The sequence below is a fragment of the Citrobacter sp. wls829 genome (genome assembly GCF_005280825.1).
In the GTDB taxonomy this organism is placed as follows: Bacteria; Pseudomonadota; Gammaproteobacteria; order Enterobacterales; family Enterobacteriaceae; genus Citrobacter; species Citrobacter gillenii.
In genome coordinates this window covers 50,654-67,371 of sequence record NZ_SZWP01000055.1, presented here as the reverse complement: position 1 = coordinate 67,371, position 16,718 = coordinate 50,654, and the positions used below count along the sequence as shown (strand labels likewise).

Here is a 16,718-nt window from a genome sequence, read left to right as displayed (position 1 = left end):
GGTGAGTGTTAACTCACCAGTCGGCGTGTATCGATGCGTTGCAGCAGAACCGAAAGTAGCAGGCTGCCCGCCAGCGTGGCGCTGAAAATCCACAGCATATCCAGCGGCGGCCAGTTCTTGAGCTCGATACTGTTAGTGCGCAGCGCATGAATGATCAGCGCGTGGAAGCCATAGATACCCAGTGAGTGGCGGGAAATCAGGCCCAGTACGGGGATAGTGCGTGCGCTGAGGGTGTTTTTGACCAGCGTCAGCAGCGAGACTGCGCAAATAAATACGGCTGGGCCGCAGTAGAGATACCAGGTGTCGGCGAAATTCCCTCGCCAGCGGAGCTCGTATAAGGTTCCGCGAGAGATAACAAAGACGGCGGTGACGCACAGTGCCGCACAGACCCAGGTGAGCGCGCGTTTTTGTGTATTCATCATGCCAACCGCCCTGCCCAGCAAGCCGTACAGGATGTAATAGACCGTGTCGCCGCTGATGTACAGGTTGATAGGCAGCCACTCAACGCCCCCCATTTTTAGCGAGACGGTGTTGGGATTAGCAAGGATGCCAAGCACCACCATCAGCGCCAGCAGCATTTTTCCGCTAATACTTTTCACTTGAATCAGCGGTGAGACCAGGTAGATGACGGCGATGGCGAAGAAAAACCACAGGTGATAGAACACCGGTTTTTGCAGCAGATTTTTCAAAGACAGCTCGGCGTTAATCGAGGTGAACAGTGAGATGTAGGCCAGTGCGACGGCGCTATAAAACAGAACGCAGAGCGCAATACGGAGAAAATGTCGCGGCTGGGCGCTGCGCTCGCCAAAGAAAAGAAAGCCTGAAATCATGAAAAACAGCGGTACGCTGACGCGTGAAGCTGAATTGAGCACATTGGCAAGATCCCAGGCTAACGGGCTGACGCTGTGCGCATTGGTGATGTACCAGGTGGTGGTATGGATCATAACCACCATTAAACAGGCAATCCCGCGCAGGTTATCAATCCAGAAAATTTTGGGCTGCATCAGTTCCTCTGTTTCCATTAAAAAAAGTCTGACTGGCATTTCGCGGATGTATCTCACTGGAATAATCTGAGTTTTTACGCTAAAGCTTGTGATGGTCCGATGAGATTCTCAAAATAGGCCCCGTTTCCAGACAGTAATAATAATAAGACTGACCCGCAAATCAGAGGGTAATAAAATGATGATGAAGTATTTCTTTCCCGCGATGGCTGCCCTCCTGCTGGCAGGATGCGCGGACCCACAGCCGCCGGCACCGACTCAGAAAGCGCAAAAGGCCAAAGTGAGCTCTTCACGTTCGCTGGATATGGAAGCATTATGCAAAAATGAAGCGGCTGAACGTTATAACACCGGGACGCAGAAAATAGACGTAACCGGCTTCGAACAGTTCCAGGGCAGCTATGAGATGCGTGGTTCTACCTTCCGTAAAGAGAGTTTTGTCTGCTCATTTGACGCAGACGGGCAGTTTTTGCACCTTTCCATGCGCTAAGTTCCTCCTTTTTCCCGTTTCGTACTGTATATCTTGCAGCCAGCGGGTATACTGATCGCTTCCTTTAAATCCACACGTATCCAGCACGAAATAATATGCAAAAGTTTGATACCAGGACCTTCCAGGGCTTGATCCTGACCTTACAGGATTACTGGGCTCGCCAAGGCTGCACCATTGTTCAACCATTGGACATGGAAGTCGGCGCGGGTACTTCTCACCCAATGACCTGCCTGCGCGCGCTGGGGCCGGAGCCGATGGCGACTGCTTATGTGCAGCCTTCTCGTCGTCCGACCGACGGTCGCTATGGCGAAAACCCGAACCGCTTACAGCATTACTATCAGTTCCAGGTCGTCATTAAGCCGTCCCCGGACAACATTCAGGAGCTGTACCTTGGTTCGCTGAAAGAGCTGGGTATGGATCCAACCATTCACGACATCCGTTTCGTGGAAGATAACTGGGAAAACCCAACGCTGGGTGCCTGGGGTCTGGGTTGGGAAGTGTGGCTGAACGGCATGGAAGTGACGCAGTTCACCTACTTCCAGCAGGTTGGTGGTCTGGAATGTAAGCCTGTGACCGGAGAAATCACTTACGGTCTGGAACGTCTGGCGATGTACATTCAGGGCGTAGACAGCGTTTACGACCTGGTCTGGAGCGACGGCCCGCTGGGTAAAACCACTTACGGCGATGTGTTCCATCAGAACGAAGTCGAGCAGTCGACTTACAACTTTGAATACGCTGACGTGGACTTCCTGTTCACCTGCTTCGAGCAGTATGAGAAAGAAGCCCAGCAGCTGCTGGCGCTGGAAAACCCACTGCCGCTGCCTGCTTACGAACGTATTCTGAAAGCCGCCCATAGCTTCAACCTGCTGGATGCGCGTAAAGCCATCTCCGTCACCGAGCGTCAGCGTTATATTCTACGCATTCGCACCCTGACCAAAGCAGTGGCAGAAGCTTACTATGCTTCCCGTGAAGCCCTTGGCTTCCCGATGTGCAACAAAGACAAATAAGAGGCGGCCATGTCTGAGAAAACTTTTCTGGTGGAAATTGGCACTGAAGAGCTGCCACCAAAAGCACTGCGCAGCCTGGCTGAGTCCTTTGCTGCGAACTTCACTGCGGAGCTGGACAATGCTGGCCTCGCACACGGCAACGTAGAGTGGTTTGCTGCGCCGCGTCGTCTGGCGCTGAAAGTGGCTGCCCTTGCTGAATCGCAACCTGACCGTGAAGTAGAAAAGCGCGGCCCGGCGATTGCCCAGGCGTTTGACGCTGAAGGTAAACCGAGCAAAGCGGCAGAAGGTTGGGCGCGCGGTTGCGGTATCACCGTTGATCAGGCTGAACGGCTGACCACCGACAAAGGTGAATGGCTGCTGTACCGTGCGCATGTGAAAGGCGAAAGCGCAGAAACGCTGCTGCCAAACATGATTGCCACGTCGCTGGCTAAGCTGCCGATCCCGAAACTGATGCGCTGGGGCGCGTCTGACGTCCACTTTGTGCGTCCGGTTCATACCGTCACGCTGCTGCTGGGCGACAAAGTCATCCCGGCAACGATTCTGGGTATTCAGTCCGATCGCGTGATCCGCGGCCACCGCTTTATGGGCGAGCCTGAATTCACCATCGACAATGCCGACCAGTATCCTGAAATCCTGCGCCAGCGCGGCAAAGTCATTGCCGATTACGCCGAGCGTAAGGCAAAAATCAAGGCCGATGCCGAAGAGGCGGCGCGTAAGATTGGCGGTAACGCTGACCTGAGCGAAAGCCTGCTGGAAGAAGTCGCGTCTCTGGTTGAATGGCCGGTGGTGCTGACGGCGAAGTTCGAAGAAAAATTCCTCGCGGTACCGTCTGAAGCGCTGGTTCACACCATGAAAGGTGACCAGAAGTACTTCCCGGTGTACGCGAACGACGGCAAACTGCAGCCGAACTTTATCTTCGTCGCTAACATCGAATCGAAAGATCCGATGCAGATTATTTCCGGTAACGAAAAAGTGGTTCGTCCGCGTCTGGCGGATGCCGAATTCTTCTTCAATACCGACCGCAAAAAACGTCTGGAAGATCATCTGCCGCGTCTGCAAACCGTGCTGTTCCAACAGCAACTGGGTACCCTGCGCGACAAGACGGATCGTATTCAGGCGCTGGCGGGCTGGATTGCTGAACAGATTGGCGCTGATGTCAACCACGCCACCCGCGCGGGCCTGCTGTCCAAGTGTGACCTGATGACCAACATGGTCTTCGAGTTCACCGACACCCAGGGCGTGATGGGCATGCACTACGCACGTCATGATGGTGAAGCGGAAGATGTAGCGGTAGCGCTGAACGAGCAATATCAGCCACGCTTTGCCGGTGATGACCTGCCGTCTAACCCGGTGGCCTGTGCGGTAGCCATTGCCGATAAAATGGACACCCTGGCGGGTATCTTCGGTATTGGTCAGCATCCAAAAGGTGACAAAGACCCGTTTGCACTGCGTCGTGCTGCGCTGGGCGTGCTGCGTATCATCGTTGAGAAGAACCTGAACCTCGATCTGCAAACGCTGACCGAAGAAGCGGTACGTCTGTACGGTGACAAGCTGTCCAACGCGAACGTAGTGGACGATGTCATCGACTTTATGCTGGGCCGCTTCCGTGCCTGGTATCAGGACGAAGGCTACACCGTTGATACCATTCAGGCGGTGCTGGCACGTCGTCCGACGCGTCCGGCTGATTTCGACGCACGTATGAAGGCGGTTTCGCACTTCCGTACGCTGGAAGCCGCGTCTGCGCTGGCTGCAGCCAACAAACGTGTTTCTAACATCCTCGCGAAAACGACAGAGCCGCTGAACGACCGTGTGAATGCAGCAACGCTGAAAGAGCCGGAAGAAATTACGCTGGCGATGAAGGTTGTGGTACTGCGTGACAAGCTGGAGCCTGCGTTTGCTGAGGGTCGCTATCAGGAAGCGCTGGTTGAACTGGCCGAACTGCGCGAACCGGTTGATGCGTTCTTCGAGAAAGTAATGGTTATGGTGGAAGATAAGGATTTACGTATCAACCGTCTCACCATGCTCGAAAAACTGCGTGAGCTGTTCCTGCGCGTGGCGGATATTTCACTGCTGCAGTAACCGTCTGTATTGACGTAAAAAATGCCGGATACGCAATTGCTTATCCGGCATTTTTTATGCCGTTAGCGCAGCTGCAATTCGGTCAGACAGGTCTGGCTGTCATTCATCGTTTTGATGGCGTGAGACGCTTTTTTGCCGTTGTAGCTCACTTCAATTGTGCCTTCCATATTGCGTGGTAGCCATACGCCGATAAAACCATTGCGGTAGCTGGTCATTGCTTTCTGCACCACCACGTCTCCCTTGCTATCCGTCACTTTGACATCAAAGGTCTTCTCGGGCATTTCTCCCTTGCAGCCAGAAAGGCTGTGGTTAAAGCAGGGGTGAGTTTGCCATTCGTACGGGGCAAAGGAGAGATAGAACTTGTCACCAAGCGGTAGCGTATAAACCTGTTCACCGGAAGAGAGTTTTAGTTCGGTGCTGGTGATGGAAGCAGAATAGGGCAGTGGTCGACTCTGAGGCGACTGGTCAATGGCGTCGACAATTTGCTCAACGGATTTCCCGCTTAGCCCATGTTGCGCCAGAAAGGTTGATTCCGGGGTAGCAGCGAATACGCTACTTGTGGTGAGTAAACCTAATAACAGCAACAGTGAGGTTTTCGACATAGCTTCAATTCCTTGTGAAAATTGTGGAATACATGCCGACGTACTATAAAGCTTACCCTTAGGGAAAGGTCAAAGGTGTGGTGGGTAAAGTAATGCAAAGAAGAAAGCTGGGGAAATTTATTGCGAGAGACAGATAAAAAAAATCCCCGCCGTTTGGCAGGGATCTAGAATTTTGAGCTTTTTAAGCTTACAGGCTGGTTACGTTGCCAGCTGCCGGGCCTTTAGCGCCGCTTTCGATGGTGAAGGAAACTTTCTGACCTTCGTCCAGAGATTTGTAGCCTTCGTTCTGGATAGCAGAGAAGTGTACGAACACGTCTTTTGAGCCATCGTCAGGAGTGATGAAACCGAAGCCTTTATCAGCGTTGAACCATTTTACGATACCAGTCATTTTACCGGACATAGTGTATTACCTTTTAAAAAATAAGTGTGCCTTTCGGCGATATGGCGTGCTTTACAGATTTTTTAACAGTAAAGGAAAATGCTCACTACGAAGGGTATCAATGATAACTCTTGAAGGGACTTGCCTTACTAAACTGCTGTAATGGTCTGTACGTCAAACCGTTGAGTGCATTAACTCATTTTACGCCGGAGGATGCAACTACTATTTTCTTTTTTGTTGCTGGAGCTGGTGGTAGAACGGTCCATTTACAGGACCGTTCTGAAGAAAAACCAGAAAAAACATCAATCCATCAACTGCTTACTTAATCTCGGGTCGGCCTGAATCAGGCGCATCAATTTCAATTCGGTACTGGAAGGCTTTACGCGTTTAGACTCCCACTCATGAACCATCGCAACCGTTACGCCCATTACTCGGGCAAAATCATCTGTTTTTAAACCCGTCCCTCGTCGTAGCTGTTCAAATTCGGTAAACGGGTTGGCTTTTTGCGTCAAGGTGACGGTCTGCGATACATCTTTAAAAACAATCTGTTCCAGACTGCTAAGCAGTTCAAGCATAGGATCTTTATATTCCATTGAGGACTCCTAAAATCACACAGCGGGATCGTGAATTTCATCGAAGCTCATTAAGAATAGTCGCAAAAAAAGACGCCGGGCGTGGGGTGCGCGCGGTGGGCGCGTTTCAGCGGATCGCGGTGGCCGACCTGTAGTTTGCTAACGATCTGATAACGGTCGGGATCTCCTCTCGGCCAAACTCATTTGTAAAGATGACAAAATTTTTACGCCATTCGGCTGATGGCGCATTGTTCAGCAAAACGCAGGGCCACCGAAACGGGTATTTTCCCCGACAAGATTACGCGGAAAGGGTATCTTGCGGGGCTGACCTGGACTATCCTTGTCATCGTCAGGCACGCGGGTGTCGTTGTGCGCATTTTTGGGTGAAGGAGTATTAAAATGGCGACAGGTAAGTCCTGCTCTCGCTGGTTTGCGCCTGTTTTGGCGCTCTTAATGGTAGTTGGCCTGAGTGGGTGTTTTGATAAAGAAGGCGATCAACGCAAAGCGTTTGTCGATTTCCTGCAGAATACTGCAATGCGTAGCGGAGAGCGTTTACCGACGCTGACCGCCGATCAGAAAAAACAGTTTGGCCCGTTTGTCTCCGATTACGCGATTCTTTATGGTTATTCACAGCAGGTGAATCAGGCGATGGACTCCGGTCTGCGCCCGGTTGTGGATAGCGTAAATGCCATCCGTGTTCCTCAGGATTACGTGACCCAGCGTGAACCGCTGCGTCAGGCAAATGGTGCGCTGGGCGTGTTAGGGCAACAGCTGCAGAATGCGAAGCTGCAGGCCGATGCCGCACGTGGTGCGCTGAAGCAAAGCGAGGATCTGAAACCCGTCTTTGATCAGGTCTACAGCAAAGTCGTGACTGCTCCGTCAGAGGCGCTACAGCCGCTGATTCCTGCCGCGCAAATCTTTACGCAGCAACTGGTACAGGTGGGTGATTTTATCGCGCAGCAGGATACGCAGGTGAGCTTTGTGGCGAACGGTATCCAGTTCCCGACCTCACAACAGGCAAGCCAGTACAACACGCTGATTGGCCCGCTGGCAGCCCAGCATCAGGCATTTAATCAAGCCTGGACTGCTGCGGTGAACGCAGCCCAGTAATTCAGGGAATAACGATATACAGAATGCCGGGTACGCAGTAGCGCCACCCGGCATTTTTTTATCCTGCTACCTGCGGATTCACACAGTTCTTCTCGACGTTCCCTTGCAGTGCATCAATTAAGTTATCTACCGCACAGGCCGCCATGTTGTAGCGGGTTTCATGGGTTGCCGAACCAATATGCGGTAGCGCCACCACGTTTGGTAACGACAGCAGCGGAGAGTCTACCGGCAGCGGTTCCTGCTCAAACACATCCAGACCGGCGGCATGAATTTCCCCGCTTTGCAGGGCGGCAATCAGTGCGGTTTCGTCCACGACCGGGCCACGTCCAGCGTTGATGAAAATGGCGGAGGACTTCATTTTGGCGAACTGCGCGGCGCCAAACAGATGGTGAGTCTCATCCGTTAGCGGCAGGATCAGACAGACAAAATCCGATTCCTGCAACAGCGTATCCAGATTGCAGTAGCGCGCGTTGAAGCGCTCTTCCGCTTCCTTATGCTGGCGGCGTGCATTGTAGAGAATGGGCATGCCAAAGCCGAAATGGGCGCGTTGTGCCAGTGCGAGGCCGATGCGGCCCATACCGACAATCCCCAACGTTTTGTGATGTACATCGGTGCCGAACCAATCCGACCCGATGCTCTTGGTCCATTCACCTACTTTCACGCGTTCAGCCACCTCGACTACGCGGCGAGCTGTGCTTAACACCAGTGCCATTATCGTATCCGCCACGGTTTCGGTCAGTACGGTTGGGGTGTGCATCAGTAAGACATTACGGGCGTTAAGTGCCTCGACGTCGAAATTATCATAGCCTACGGAGATTGTTGAGGTTGCGCGCAGCCTGGGCATGTTCTCCAGCAGGGCGCTATTGACGGTTTCGCTGGAGCCCAGCAGACCTTCCGCACTGGCGAAGGCCTGCGCGTGCTGTGCGACCGTTTCCGGGCGCAGGTTAGGGACTTGAGTCACCGAAAAATGTGCTTCCAGGCGCTGCAGTAAATCGTCAGGTAACGCTTTGTAGAGAATAATGGACGGCTTCATGCGAATCTCCGTAAGTTAAAATTTAAGCGTGGCGTGCGCCAACCGGAATGCGGGTATTATTAGCAGGCTTAACAATCAGAGTTAGCCACACTGAGACAAAAAGCGCCACCCCCATAAAAATGTACGAGGCGGATGGGCTGCCGGTGGTGCCATTGAGGTAGCCAACAAACCAGGAACCAAAGAATGAGCCTAGCGCGCCCATACTGTTAATCAGCGCCATGGCGCCCCCGGCGACGTTACGCGGCAGCATTTCAGGAATGATGGCGAAGAAGGGACCATACGGGGCGTACATCGCCGCACCGGCTATCACCAGCAGGGTGTAAGACATCCAGAAGTGGTCAGCGCCAACGGCCCAGGAGCCGATAAAGGCACACGCGGCGATCAGTAACAGCGGCCAGACAAACAGCTTACGGTTTTGCAGTGTGTCGGAAGCCCATGAGGCCAAAATCATCGCGACGGTGGCGGCCAGATACGGGACCGATGAAAGCCAGCCCACTTCCACCATGCCGAGATTCGCGCCGCCGCTGCGGATAATTGACGGCAGCCACAACACAAAACCGTAAACGCCGATACTCCAGGTAAAATACTGCATACACAGCAGGATCACATTGCGTGAGCGGAAAGCCTCACCATAGTTACGCACGGCTTTAATTCCCTGCTGCTCTTGTTCCAGCTGTGCCTGCAGCGCGCTTTTTTCGGACTCCGTCAGCCAGCCCACCTGGGAAGGTTTGTCTTTGACCAACACCCACCAGCAGAACGCCCAAATGACGGCCGGAAAGCCTTCGATGATGAACATTTCACGCCAGCCGAGCGCCTGAATCAAATAACCCGAAACGACGGACATCCACAGCACGGTGACCGGGTTACCGAGGATCAGGAAGGTGTTGGCGCGTGAACGCTCGGATTTGGTAAACCAGTTGCTGATATAAATCAGCATCGCGGGCATGACGGCGGCTTCTACGACGCCAAGAATAAAACGGATGGCGGCAAGCATGGGGATGTTACTGACCATTCCGGTCAGCGAGGCGCACCCGCCCCACAGGATCAGGCAGATAAAAATGAGTTTTCGTACGCTGCGGCGCTCGGCGTAAATTGCGCCTGGGATCTGGAAAAAGAAATAGCCGAGGAAAAACAGAGCACCCAGCAGGGAAGAGATCCCTTTGGTAATGCCAAGATCCTCGTTAATGCCTGCGGCGGAGGCGAAGCTGAAGTTCGCGCGGTCGAGATACGCCAGGCTGTACGTGATGAACACGATTGGCATGATGTACCACCAGCGTTTTGCTGCATTGGTTGAGCTATTCATAGACTGCCCTCTGGTTATGCTGTTACGCCGCCTCTGTATGTAGGGTACAGAGTGGGCCGGGGGTTTATTCCGCTAATTGTTCACGTGTGGGTAATCCTTCACTGTCGCCCTGAACCTGTATGGCCAGGGCGCCAATTTTATTGCCTCGGGCCACCGCCTGATGCAGTGAGTGCCCTTCCAGCAGTGCGCTGATGACGCCGACCGCAAAGCCATCGCCCGCGCCGACGGTATCGACCACGTTGTCGACCTTCACCGGTGCGACGCAGCCCTGCTCGCCGTTGGCTGCCTTATACCAGGCGCCATCGGCACCCGTTTTAACAATCACTGCCTTCACGCCGTGGCGCAGATAAAAGTCAGCGATGCCTTCAGGCGTCTGTTGTCCCGTCAAAATCATGCCCTCTTTTAACCCCGGCAGAACCCAGTCGGCCTGGAATGCGAGTCGGTTGAGTTTCTCCACCATCTCCGCTTCGCTATTCCACAGCACCGGGCGTAAATTGGGATCGAACGAGATAGTCTTTCCCTGGGCTTTCATGGTGCGGGCGGTATGGGCCAGCAGTTCGTAAGAACTGGCGGACAGCGCTGCCGCCACGCCACTCAGGTGCAGGTGGCGTGCGCTGGAGAAGTACGCTTCGTGATAATCCTCCATGCCAAGATGGCTGGCGGCTGAGCCTTTGCGAAAATATTCCACGATGGGATCGGTTCCATTTTCGACTTTAGATTTCAGCTGAAAGCCGGTTGCGTAGCGTCCATCCAGGGTGACTCCCTGCGCATCAATCCCTTCTTTTTCCAGCGACTTAATAATAAAACGGCCAAAACTGTCGTGACCTACGCGACTCACCCAGCCGACCTTCAGGCCCAGACGGGCAAGGCCGGTTGCCACGTTAAGCTCTGCGCCCGCGACCCGTTTGATAAATGTCTCTACATCCGCCAGTTCGCCGGTTTGCGTGGCGACAAACATCGTCATTGCTTCGCCAATGGTGACGACATCCAGTGAATTTTTCATGTGTTACTCCTCGCGTAGCAGTTCGACGTAGTGACGGGTCACCGCCGCTAAGTCGTGCCCTTCCAGGGGGAATTCAATGCCGCGCGGGACGTCCGTGGGCAGCGTGTTTAACAGTGCCAGCCAGCGCGGGTCTGCCCGATCGGGCGCAACGGCACGGAAGCTGTCGAGATGCGGAGTGGCGGCCTTCACATGGATATATCCCACGGTTGAGGCGAGCGCCTGCGCGGCGTCTTCGGGGGAGTCGCCGACCCACAGCCAGTTGCCCATATCAAAGGTCAGGGATACCGGCAGCTCCTGCTTCTGGCAGGCATCCCTGAAGTGCAGCATAGGCTGCAGGCGTCCGCAGGGCGTTTGATCGTTCTCGACCACCAGTTCCATACCGCTGTCGTTGAGCCACTCACGCAGTGTGTCGAATTGCTGAGTATGGGAAAAATGACCCAGAGAGACTTTTAACCATAACGCCTGCAACGTTTGGGCTTCCTGAAGGAGCGCCGGCAGGTGGGGATTGAGATGACCATCTTGTAGAAATAGCGGTTCTGGCGCGGAGTAGCAGGCCAGCAGGCCGAAGATTTCAATCGCGGATGCCAGGGTTGGCAGCGTTTTAAGCTCGGTGTCGCTCAGCATTTCGCGGCGAATTTCAACGCCGTCAGCACCAGCTTCAGCAATAATAGGCAGCATGGCAGCTTGCCCGCCTGCTGCATGCACCTGGTCGTAACCGTAAGCAGCGGTGACCACCATAATTTTTCTTTTCATGGAAACTCCAAATCGTGCGTTCTTGCTATAACGCTAGATGGAACCGGTTCCAAAGAAAAGACTATGATGCCGAATTTATGATCACCATCACGAAGGAAATTTAACGGGCGGTAGACCCGCGAACGATCAGCTCACCGGAGAAAACCTGTTCCTGAACAGCATCCGATTTACCATCGATCCGGCGTACAACCTGCTCGACGGCGGTATAGCCAATCTGCCAGGTGGGCTGCTTCAGGGTGGTGATGCCGACGCCAGCCAGTTCGGCCCATTCCAGTTCGTCAAAACCGAGCAGGCCGATGTCGCTGCCCCAGTTGAGGCCAATACGCTTCAGCGAGCGGGCCACCTGCAGCGTGAGCGCGCCGTTGGCAGAGATAACGGCCTTACGCATTCCGCGATGCTGCTGATGAAACTGACGCAGCGTGTCATCCAGTTGCGTATTTTCCGCCAGCGAAACCTCGGCATTTTCGGCGATAACGCCGGGATATCGCGCCAGCGTGGCGCGAAAAGCAGTCAGACGTTCGCGTCGGGTGTTAACCATCCCCAACGGCTCGCTGAGGAACAGAATAGCTTCGAAGCCTTGTTCAATCAGGTGCTCAGTGGCAGCTGTCGCCGCCTGGGTGTTATCCAGACCGACCATATCACAGGCGAAATCCGGAATTTTACGATCAATCAACACCATCGGTAGTGCAGACTGTTGCAGGCGGTTCAGCCCTTCTTCGCGCATGCCGACGGCATTCACCACAATCCCCTCAACCTGATAGCTACGCAGCAGATCGAGATAATGCAGCTCCTGGTCCACTTCGTTGTTGGTATTACAGACCAGCGGGGTAAAGCCTTTTTCGCGACAGGCAGCTTCGATACCGCTTAACACGTTAACGGAGTAGGGGTTGGTAATGTCGGCGATAATCAGGCCTATCAGGCGGGTACGGCCATGCTTCAGGCCTCGTGCCATCAGGCTGGGGCGATAGTCGAGTTCGGCAATGGCGTGTTCAATGCGGGCCAACAGCGCGTCGGAAAGCAGATGCTTCTCACCGTTGAGGTAGCGTGAAATGCTGGTCTTACCCGTTTTTGCGGCTTTCGCCACATCGCTGATGGTGGCACGTGTTGATTTGCTCATCGCTGATTTCCCTGAATTTAGTGTGAACACCTTATCGTGAAAATCAACGATGGCAAGTGCTTCATGCCGGATAAGGCGCAGCCTGTCTCCGGCACAAAACGTTACTGAATTGGACTCAACGTGATCTCTACGCGGCGGTTTTGTGCTTTACCTTCCGCGGTGCTGTTGCTGGCTATTGGATTCGCCGGGCCCATTCCACGGGTGCGGATACGGTTAGCTTCCACACCCTGAGTGATCAGGGCGCTGGCAACGGAGTCCGCACGCTGCTGTGACAGACGCATGTTCAGATCCTGGCTGCCGGTGCTGTCGGTGAAGCCCAATACGTTGACCGCGGTTTTATTGTACTCTTTCAGTACCATAGCCACGCCGGTCAGGGTGTTGGCCCCGGCAGGTTTCAGGTTGGCGCTGCTGCTGTCGAAGGTGACGTTGTTGGGCATATTCAGAATGATGTTATCGCCACTGCGCGTCACGCTCACGCCGGTTCCCTGCATTTTTTCGCGCAGTTTTGCTTCCTGCACGTCCATGTAGTAACCGATACCACCACCCACGGCGGCCCCTGCGGCTGCGCCAATCAACGCGCCTTTGCCGCGATCTTTCTTCGACGAGGAGAGCGCGCCAATGCCCGCACCCACCAGCGAACCAATGCCCGCCCCCATGCCGGATTTACCCGCTTCGCGTTCACCGGTGTAAGGGTTTGTTGTGCAGCCAGAAACCGCCAGGGCGCCGCTCACGATGGCAGCAATCACAAATACACGTTTCTTCATCTTAATTCCTTAATGACTTTTTTATTCTTTACCACAGCGACTGTGGCGGTTGATTATGACGTGTGAACATGAAGAAAATTCCAGGGAAGACTCTGAAATTTGTAAGTAACATTGAACGGCATAATAAATAAGCCGTCACATCGCATTCAGGAGCGCCATCTTGGCTAATTCACCCGCACATTACTCGGTATTAACCGCCGCCCACTGGGGACCCATTCTTGTTGAAACCGATGGCGACACGGTTTTCTCCTCGCGTGGCGCATTGCCCACTTCACAGCCCAATTCGTTGCAGACCGTGGTGCGCGATCAGGTACACAGCAAAACGCGGGTGCGTTTTCCGATGGTGCGTAAAGGCTTTCTGGCCTCGCCGGAGGCCCCACAGGGTGTGCGCGGGCAGGATGAGTTTGTCCGTGTCAGCTGGGATGAGGCGCTGAATCTGATCCATACCCAGCATAAGCGCATTCGCGACAGTTACGGTCCGTCCTCCATTTTTGCCGGTTCGTACGGTTGGCGTTCGAACGGTGTGTTACACAAGGCCGCGACCCTGCTGCAGCGGTATATGGCGCTGGCGGGTGGTTATACCGGCCATTTGGGGGATTACTCAACGGGGGCGGCGCAGGCCATCATGCCGTACGTCGTGGGCGGGAACGAAGTCTATCAGCAGCAGACCAGTTGGCCCGTCGTACTGGAGCACAGCGACGTGGTGGTGCTTTGGAGCGCGAATCCGCTCAACACCCTGAAGATTGCCTGGAACGCCTCTGATGAGCAGGGGCTCGCGTACTTTGAGGCGTTACGCAACAGCGGTAAACGCCTGATCTGCATTGATCCGATGCGATCGGAGAGCGTGGATTTCTTTGGTGACAAAATGGAGTGGGTCGCCCCGCATATGGGTACCGATGTCGCCCTGATGCTCGGCATTGCCCATACGCTGGTGGAAAACGGCTGGCAGGACGAGGCGTTTCTTGCCCGCTGTACCACCGGTTATGAACGATTTGCCGACTATCTTGTGGGGAAATCCGATGATGTCGCCAAAACGGCAGAGTGGGCTGCGGAGATTTGTGGTGTACCTGCGGCGAAAATACGTGAACTGGCAGAAATATTTCACCAAAATACCACCATGCTGATGGCCGGGTGGGGTATGCAACGTCAGCAGTATGGTGAACAAAAGCACTGGATGATCGTCACGTTGGCCGCCATGCTTGGGCAAATTGGCACGCCTGGCGGTGGTTTTGGTCTCTCTTATCATTTTGCTAACGGCGGCAATCCGACGCGTCGCGCGGCGGTGCTCGCCTCCATGCAGGGGAGCGTAAAAGGTGGCACCGATGCGGTGGATAAAATCCCGGTTGCGCGCATCGTTGAGGCTCTGGAGAACCCCGGAGGGTTCTACCAACACAACGGTATGGACCGCCATTTCCCGGACATCCGTTTTCTCTGGTGGGCGGGCGGGGCAAACTTCACCCATCATCAGGATACCAATCGTCTGATTCGCGCCTGGCAAAAGCCAGAGCTGGTGGTGATCTCCGAGTGTTTCTGGACTGCGGCGGCGAAGCATGCCGATATCGTTTTGCCCGCCACCACCTCTTTTGAGCGCAACGACCTCACCATGACCGGTGATTACAGTAACCAGCATCTGGTACCGATGAAGCAGGTTGTGCCGGCACGCGATGAGGCGCGTAATGATTTTGATGTCTTTGCTGAACTCAGCGAGCGCTGGGAGCAGGGCGGGTATGAACGGTTTACGGAAGGCAAAAGCGAGCTGGAATGGCTGGAGACCTTTTACAAGATTGCCGGGCAGCGCGGGGCCAGCCAGCAGGTGACGTTGCCGCCCTTTGCCGAGTTCTGGCAGGCCAACAGGCTTATCGAAATGCCGGAAAGTGCCGTCAACGCGCAGTTTATTCGCTTTGCTGATTTTCGCCGTGACCCGCAGGCGCATCCGCTGAAAACTGACAGCGGCAAAATCGAAATCTACTCGCAGAAGATTGCAAGTTACGGCTACGCGGATTGTGCAGGGCACCCGATGTGGCTGGCGCCGGATGAATGGTTCGGTAATGCTGAGCCCGAGCAATTACAGGTGCTGTCGGCCCATCCGGCGCACCGTTTGCACAGCCAGTTGAATTACAGCACGTTACGCGAGCAGTACGCGGTGGCGGATCGCGAGCCGGTGACCATTCACCCGCAGGATGCGAGGGCGCGGGGGATTGCCGATGGCGACACGGTCAGGGTGTGGAATCATCGCGGGCAAATTCTGGCCGGGGCGGTGGTGACGACAGGCATCAAAGCGGGCGTGATTTGTATTCACGAGGGCGCCTGGCCAGATTTGGACCTGTCCGCAGGGGGTATTTGTAAGAATGGCGCGGTGAATGTGCTGACCTGCGATCTCCCCAGCTCGAAGCTGGGGAATGGCTGCGCGGGCAACACCGCGCTGGCGTGGCTGGAAAAGTACACCGGGCCCGCACTGGCGCTTACGGCGTTTGATCCGCCTGCCAGTTCATAATCCACGTGGGGTGATGCGTCTCTTCCTGCCATGCGCTGTCTTCAATACGAAAACCCAGCGCATGGTAGAAATTCACCGCCGACTGGTTCTTCTGATAAACCTCAAGGCTGAGTAACGAAAAGCGCTGCTGGACATGCTGCACCAGCGCTTTGCCGATCCCGCTTCTGATGGCGGTAGGTTCAACAAACAGTGCGCCCAAAAAGCGCGCTTCCATCACGCTGGCAAAGCCTTTGAGCTGGCCGCTTTCCTCCCATACCCAGGTTTGTGCTGCGGGCAGGTAGACATCGCGTACGATGGGTTCACTCTCACGCCAGTAGCGTTCTTCAATAAACGGATGAGCATAAATCGTGCTATCCATCCACAGCGCCAGAATCGGCGCCAGATCGTCAGGCGTTGATTGGCGAATCATGTTGACCCTCCGGGTAGCAAATACAGCCGGTGACATGGTCGTTGACCAGCCCGCATGCCTGCATAAAGGAGTAACAGATGGTGGTGCCGACAAACTTAAAGCCGCGCTTTTTTAACGCTTTTGAGAGCGCGTCAGACGCAGGGGTTGAGGTGGGGATGTCGCTCAGGCTGGCGGCGCGCGTCAGCTGCGGTTGATGATCAACGAACGACCAGACAAACTCGCTAAACGGTTCGCCGTTTTTCGCCATCGCCAGGTAGGCGCGTGCGTTGCCGATAATGGCCTGAATTTTCCCTCGATGACGAATAATACCGGCATCCAGCACCAGCCTTTCGACATCATCTTCGGTCATCGCGGCAACGGCGACAGGATCGAAATGGTGGAAAGCATGACGATAGTTTTCCCGTTTCTTCAGGACGGTTATCCACGATAACCCCGCCTGCTGCCCCTCCAGACAGATCATCTCGAACAGCTTTTGACCGTCGGTTTCGGGGACACCCCACTCCTTGTCGTGATAGGCAATGTATAGTGGATCCTGACTGACCCAGCCGCAACGCTGCATATTCTTCCTCGCTGTTTTTACTGGCGTAAAAATTTCATTCGGCTCG

General features: G+C 54.6%; 17 protein-coding genes. 5 read left to right on the top strand and 12 right to left on the bottom strand.

Annotated elements, in window-relative coordinates:
- Nucleotides 1–8: 8 nt before the first annotated feature.
- Nucleotides 9–1,004, bottom strand: a complete 996-nt coding sequence (locus FDW88_RS10040) for an acyltransferase (RefSeq protein ID WP_137362490.1) — start codon at nt 1,002–1,004, stop codon at nt 9–11.
- 175 nt (nt 1,005–1,179) lie between these two features.
- On the opposite strand from FDW88_RS10040, the gene FDW88_RS10035 reads away from it, so the two are divergent.
- The 3 genes from FDW88_RS10035 to glyS all read left to right on the top strand — a co-directional run bounded on the left by FDW88_RS10035 (nt 1,180) and on the right by glyS (nt 4,574).
- Nucleotides 1,180–1,488, top strand: coding sequence for a YsaB family lipoprotein (locus tag FDW88_RS10035; RefSeq protein ID WP_115257200.1), 309 nt, complete (start codon nt 1,180–1,182; stop codon nt 1,486–1,488).
- 95 nt (nt 1,489–1,583) lie between these two features.
- A complete protein-coding gene (gene glyQ / locus FDW88_RS10030) occupies nt 1,584–2,495 on the top strand; it encodes a glycine--tRNA ligase subunit alpha (protein WP_001168551.1) in 912 nt (303 codons plus the stop codon).
- A 9-nt stretch (nt 2,496–2,504) separates the two neighbouring features.
- Nucleotides 2,505–4,574, top strand: coding sequence for a glycine--tRNA ligase subunit beta (gene glyS, locus FDW88_RS10025; protein WP_137362489.1), 2,070 nt, complete (start codon nt 2,505–2,507; stop codon nt 4,572–4,574).
- A gap of 62 nt (nt 4,575–4,636) precedes the next feature.
- On the opposite strand, the gene cueP is transcribed toward glyS, so the two are convergent.
- From cueP to FDW88_RS10010, 3 genes are all read right to left on the bottom strand, one after another.
- Nucleotides 4,637–5,176 (bottom strand): copper-binding periplasmic metallochaperone CueP, encoded by a 540-nt coding sequence (gene cueP, locus FDW88_RS10020; RefSeq protein WP_096759144.1) that lies wholly within the window; start codon nt 5,174–5,176, stop codon nt 4,637–4,639.
- Between the two features lie 187 nt (nt 5,177–5,363).
- Complete coding sequence (gene cspA, locus FDW88_RS10015) at nt 5,364–5,576, bottom strand: RNA chaperone/antiterminator CspA (RefSeq protein ID WP_004126446.1); 213 nt, start codon at nt 5,574–5,576, stop codon at nt 5,364–5,366.
- A 281-nt stretch (nt 5,577–5,857) separates the two neighbouring features.
- On the bottom strand, nt 5,858–6,148 hold the full coding sequence (locus FDW88_RS10010) for an HTH-type transcriptional regulator (protein WP_115257202.1): 291 nt from the start codon (nt 6,146–6,148) through the stop codon (nt 5,858–5,860).
- 378 nt (nt 6,149–6,526) lie between these two features.
- Between FDW88_RS10010 and FDW88_RS10005 the strand changes: the two genes are divergently transcribed.
- On the top strand, nt 6,527–7,237 hold the full coding sequence (locus FDW88_RS10005; protein WP_096759146.1) for a DUF3053 domain-containing protein: 711 nt from the start codon (nt 6,527–6,529) through the stop codon (nt 7,235–7,237).
- A 58-nt stretch (nt 7,238–7,295) separates the two neighbouring features.
- On the opposite strand, the gene ghrB is transcribed toward FDW88_RS10005, so the two are convergent.
- The 6 genes from ghrB to FDW88_RS09975 form a co-directional block, all read right to left on the bottom strand.
- A complete protein-coding gene (gene ghrB / locus FDW88_RS10000) occupies nt 7,296–8,270 on the bottom strand; it encodes a glyoxylate/hydroxypyruvate reductase GhrB (protein ID WP_137362488.1) in 975 nt (324 codons plus the stop codon).
- A gap of 22 nt (nt 8,271–8,292) precedes the next feature.
- Nucleotides 8,293–9,573, bottom strand: coding sequence for an MFS transporter (locus tag FDW88_RS09995; protein ID WP_137362487.1), 1,281 nt, complete (start codon nt 9,571–9,573; stop codon nt 8,293–8,295).
- Nucleotides 9,574–9,637: 64 nt separating this feature from the next.
- A complete protein-coding gene (locus tag FDW88_RS09990; RefSeq protein WP_137362486.1) occupies nt 9,638–10,576 on the bottom strand; it encodes a sugar kinase in 939 nt (312 codons plus the stop codon).
- Between the two features lie 3 nt (nt 10,577–10,579).
- A complete protein-coding gene (locus FDW88_RS09985; protein WP_137362485.1) occupies nt 10,580–11,329 on the bottom strand; it encodes a sugar phosphate isomerase/epimerase in 750 nt (249 codons plus the stop codon).
- Nucleotides 11,330–11,429: 100 nt separating this feature from the next.
- A complete protein-coding gene (locus FDW88_RS09980) occupies nt 11,430–12,446 on the bottom strand; it encodes a LacI family DNA-binding transcriptional regulator (RefSeq protein WP_135911245.1) in 1,017 nt (338 codons plus the stop codon).
- A 101-nt stretch (nt 12,447–12,547) separates the two neighbouring features.
- Nucleotides 12,548–13,210 carry an OmpA family lipoprotein gene (locus FDW88_RS09975; RefSeq protein WP_045448680.1) on the bottom strand — a complete coding sequence of 221 codons (663 nt, stop codon included), beginning with the start codon at nt 13,208–13,210 and terminating at the stop codon, nt 12,548–12,550.
- Between the two features lie 160 nt (nt 13,211–13,370).
- Between FDW88_RS09975 and FDW88_RS09970 the strand changes: the two genes are divergently transcribed.
- Nucleotides 13,371–15,704, top strand: a complete 2,334-nt coding sequence (locus tag FDW88_RS09970) for a molybdopterin guanine dinucleotide-containing S/N-oxide reductase (RefSeq protein WP_137362484.1) — start codon at nt 13,371–13,373, stop codon at nt 15,702–15,704.
- On the opposite strand, the gene FDW88_RS09965 is transcribed toward FDW88_RS09970, so the two are convergent.
- Both FDW88_RS09965 and tag read right to left on the bottom strand, forming a co-directional pair.
- A complete protein-coding gene (locus FDW88_RS09965; protein ID WP_096759154.1) occupies nt 15,673–16,113 on the bottom strand; it encodes an N-acetyltransferase in 441 nt (146 codons plus the stop codon). The genes FDW88_RS09970 and FDW88_RS09965 overlap by 32 nt on opposite strands.
- Complete coding sequence (gene tag, locus FDW88_RS09960) at nt 16,091–16,672, bottom strand: DNA-3-methyladenine glycosylase I (protein WP_137362483.1); 582 nt, start codon at nt 16,670–16,672, stop codon at nt 16,091–16,093. The genes FDW88_RS09965 and tag overlap by 23 nt, the downstream gene beginning before the upstream one ends.
- Nucleotides 16,673–16,718: the final 46 nt, after the last annotated feature.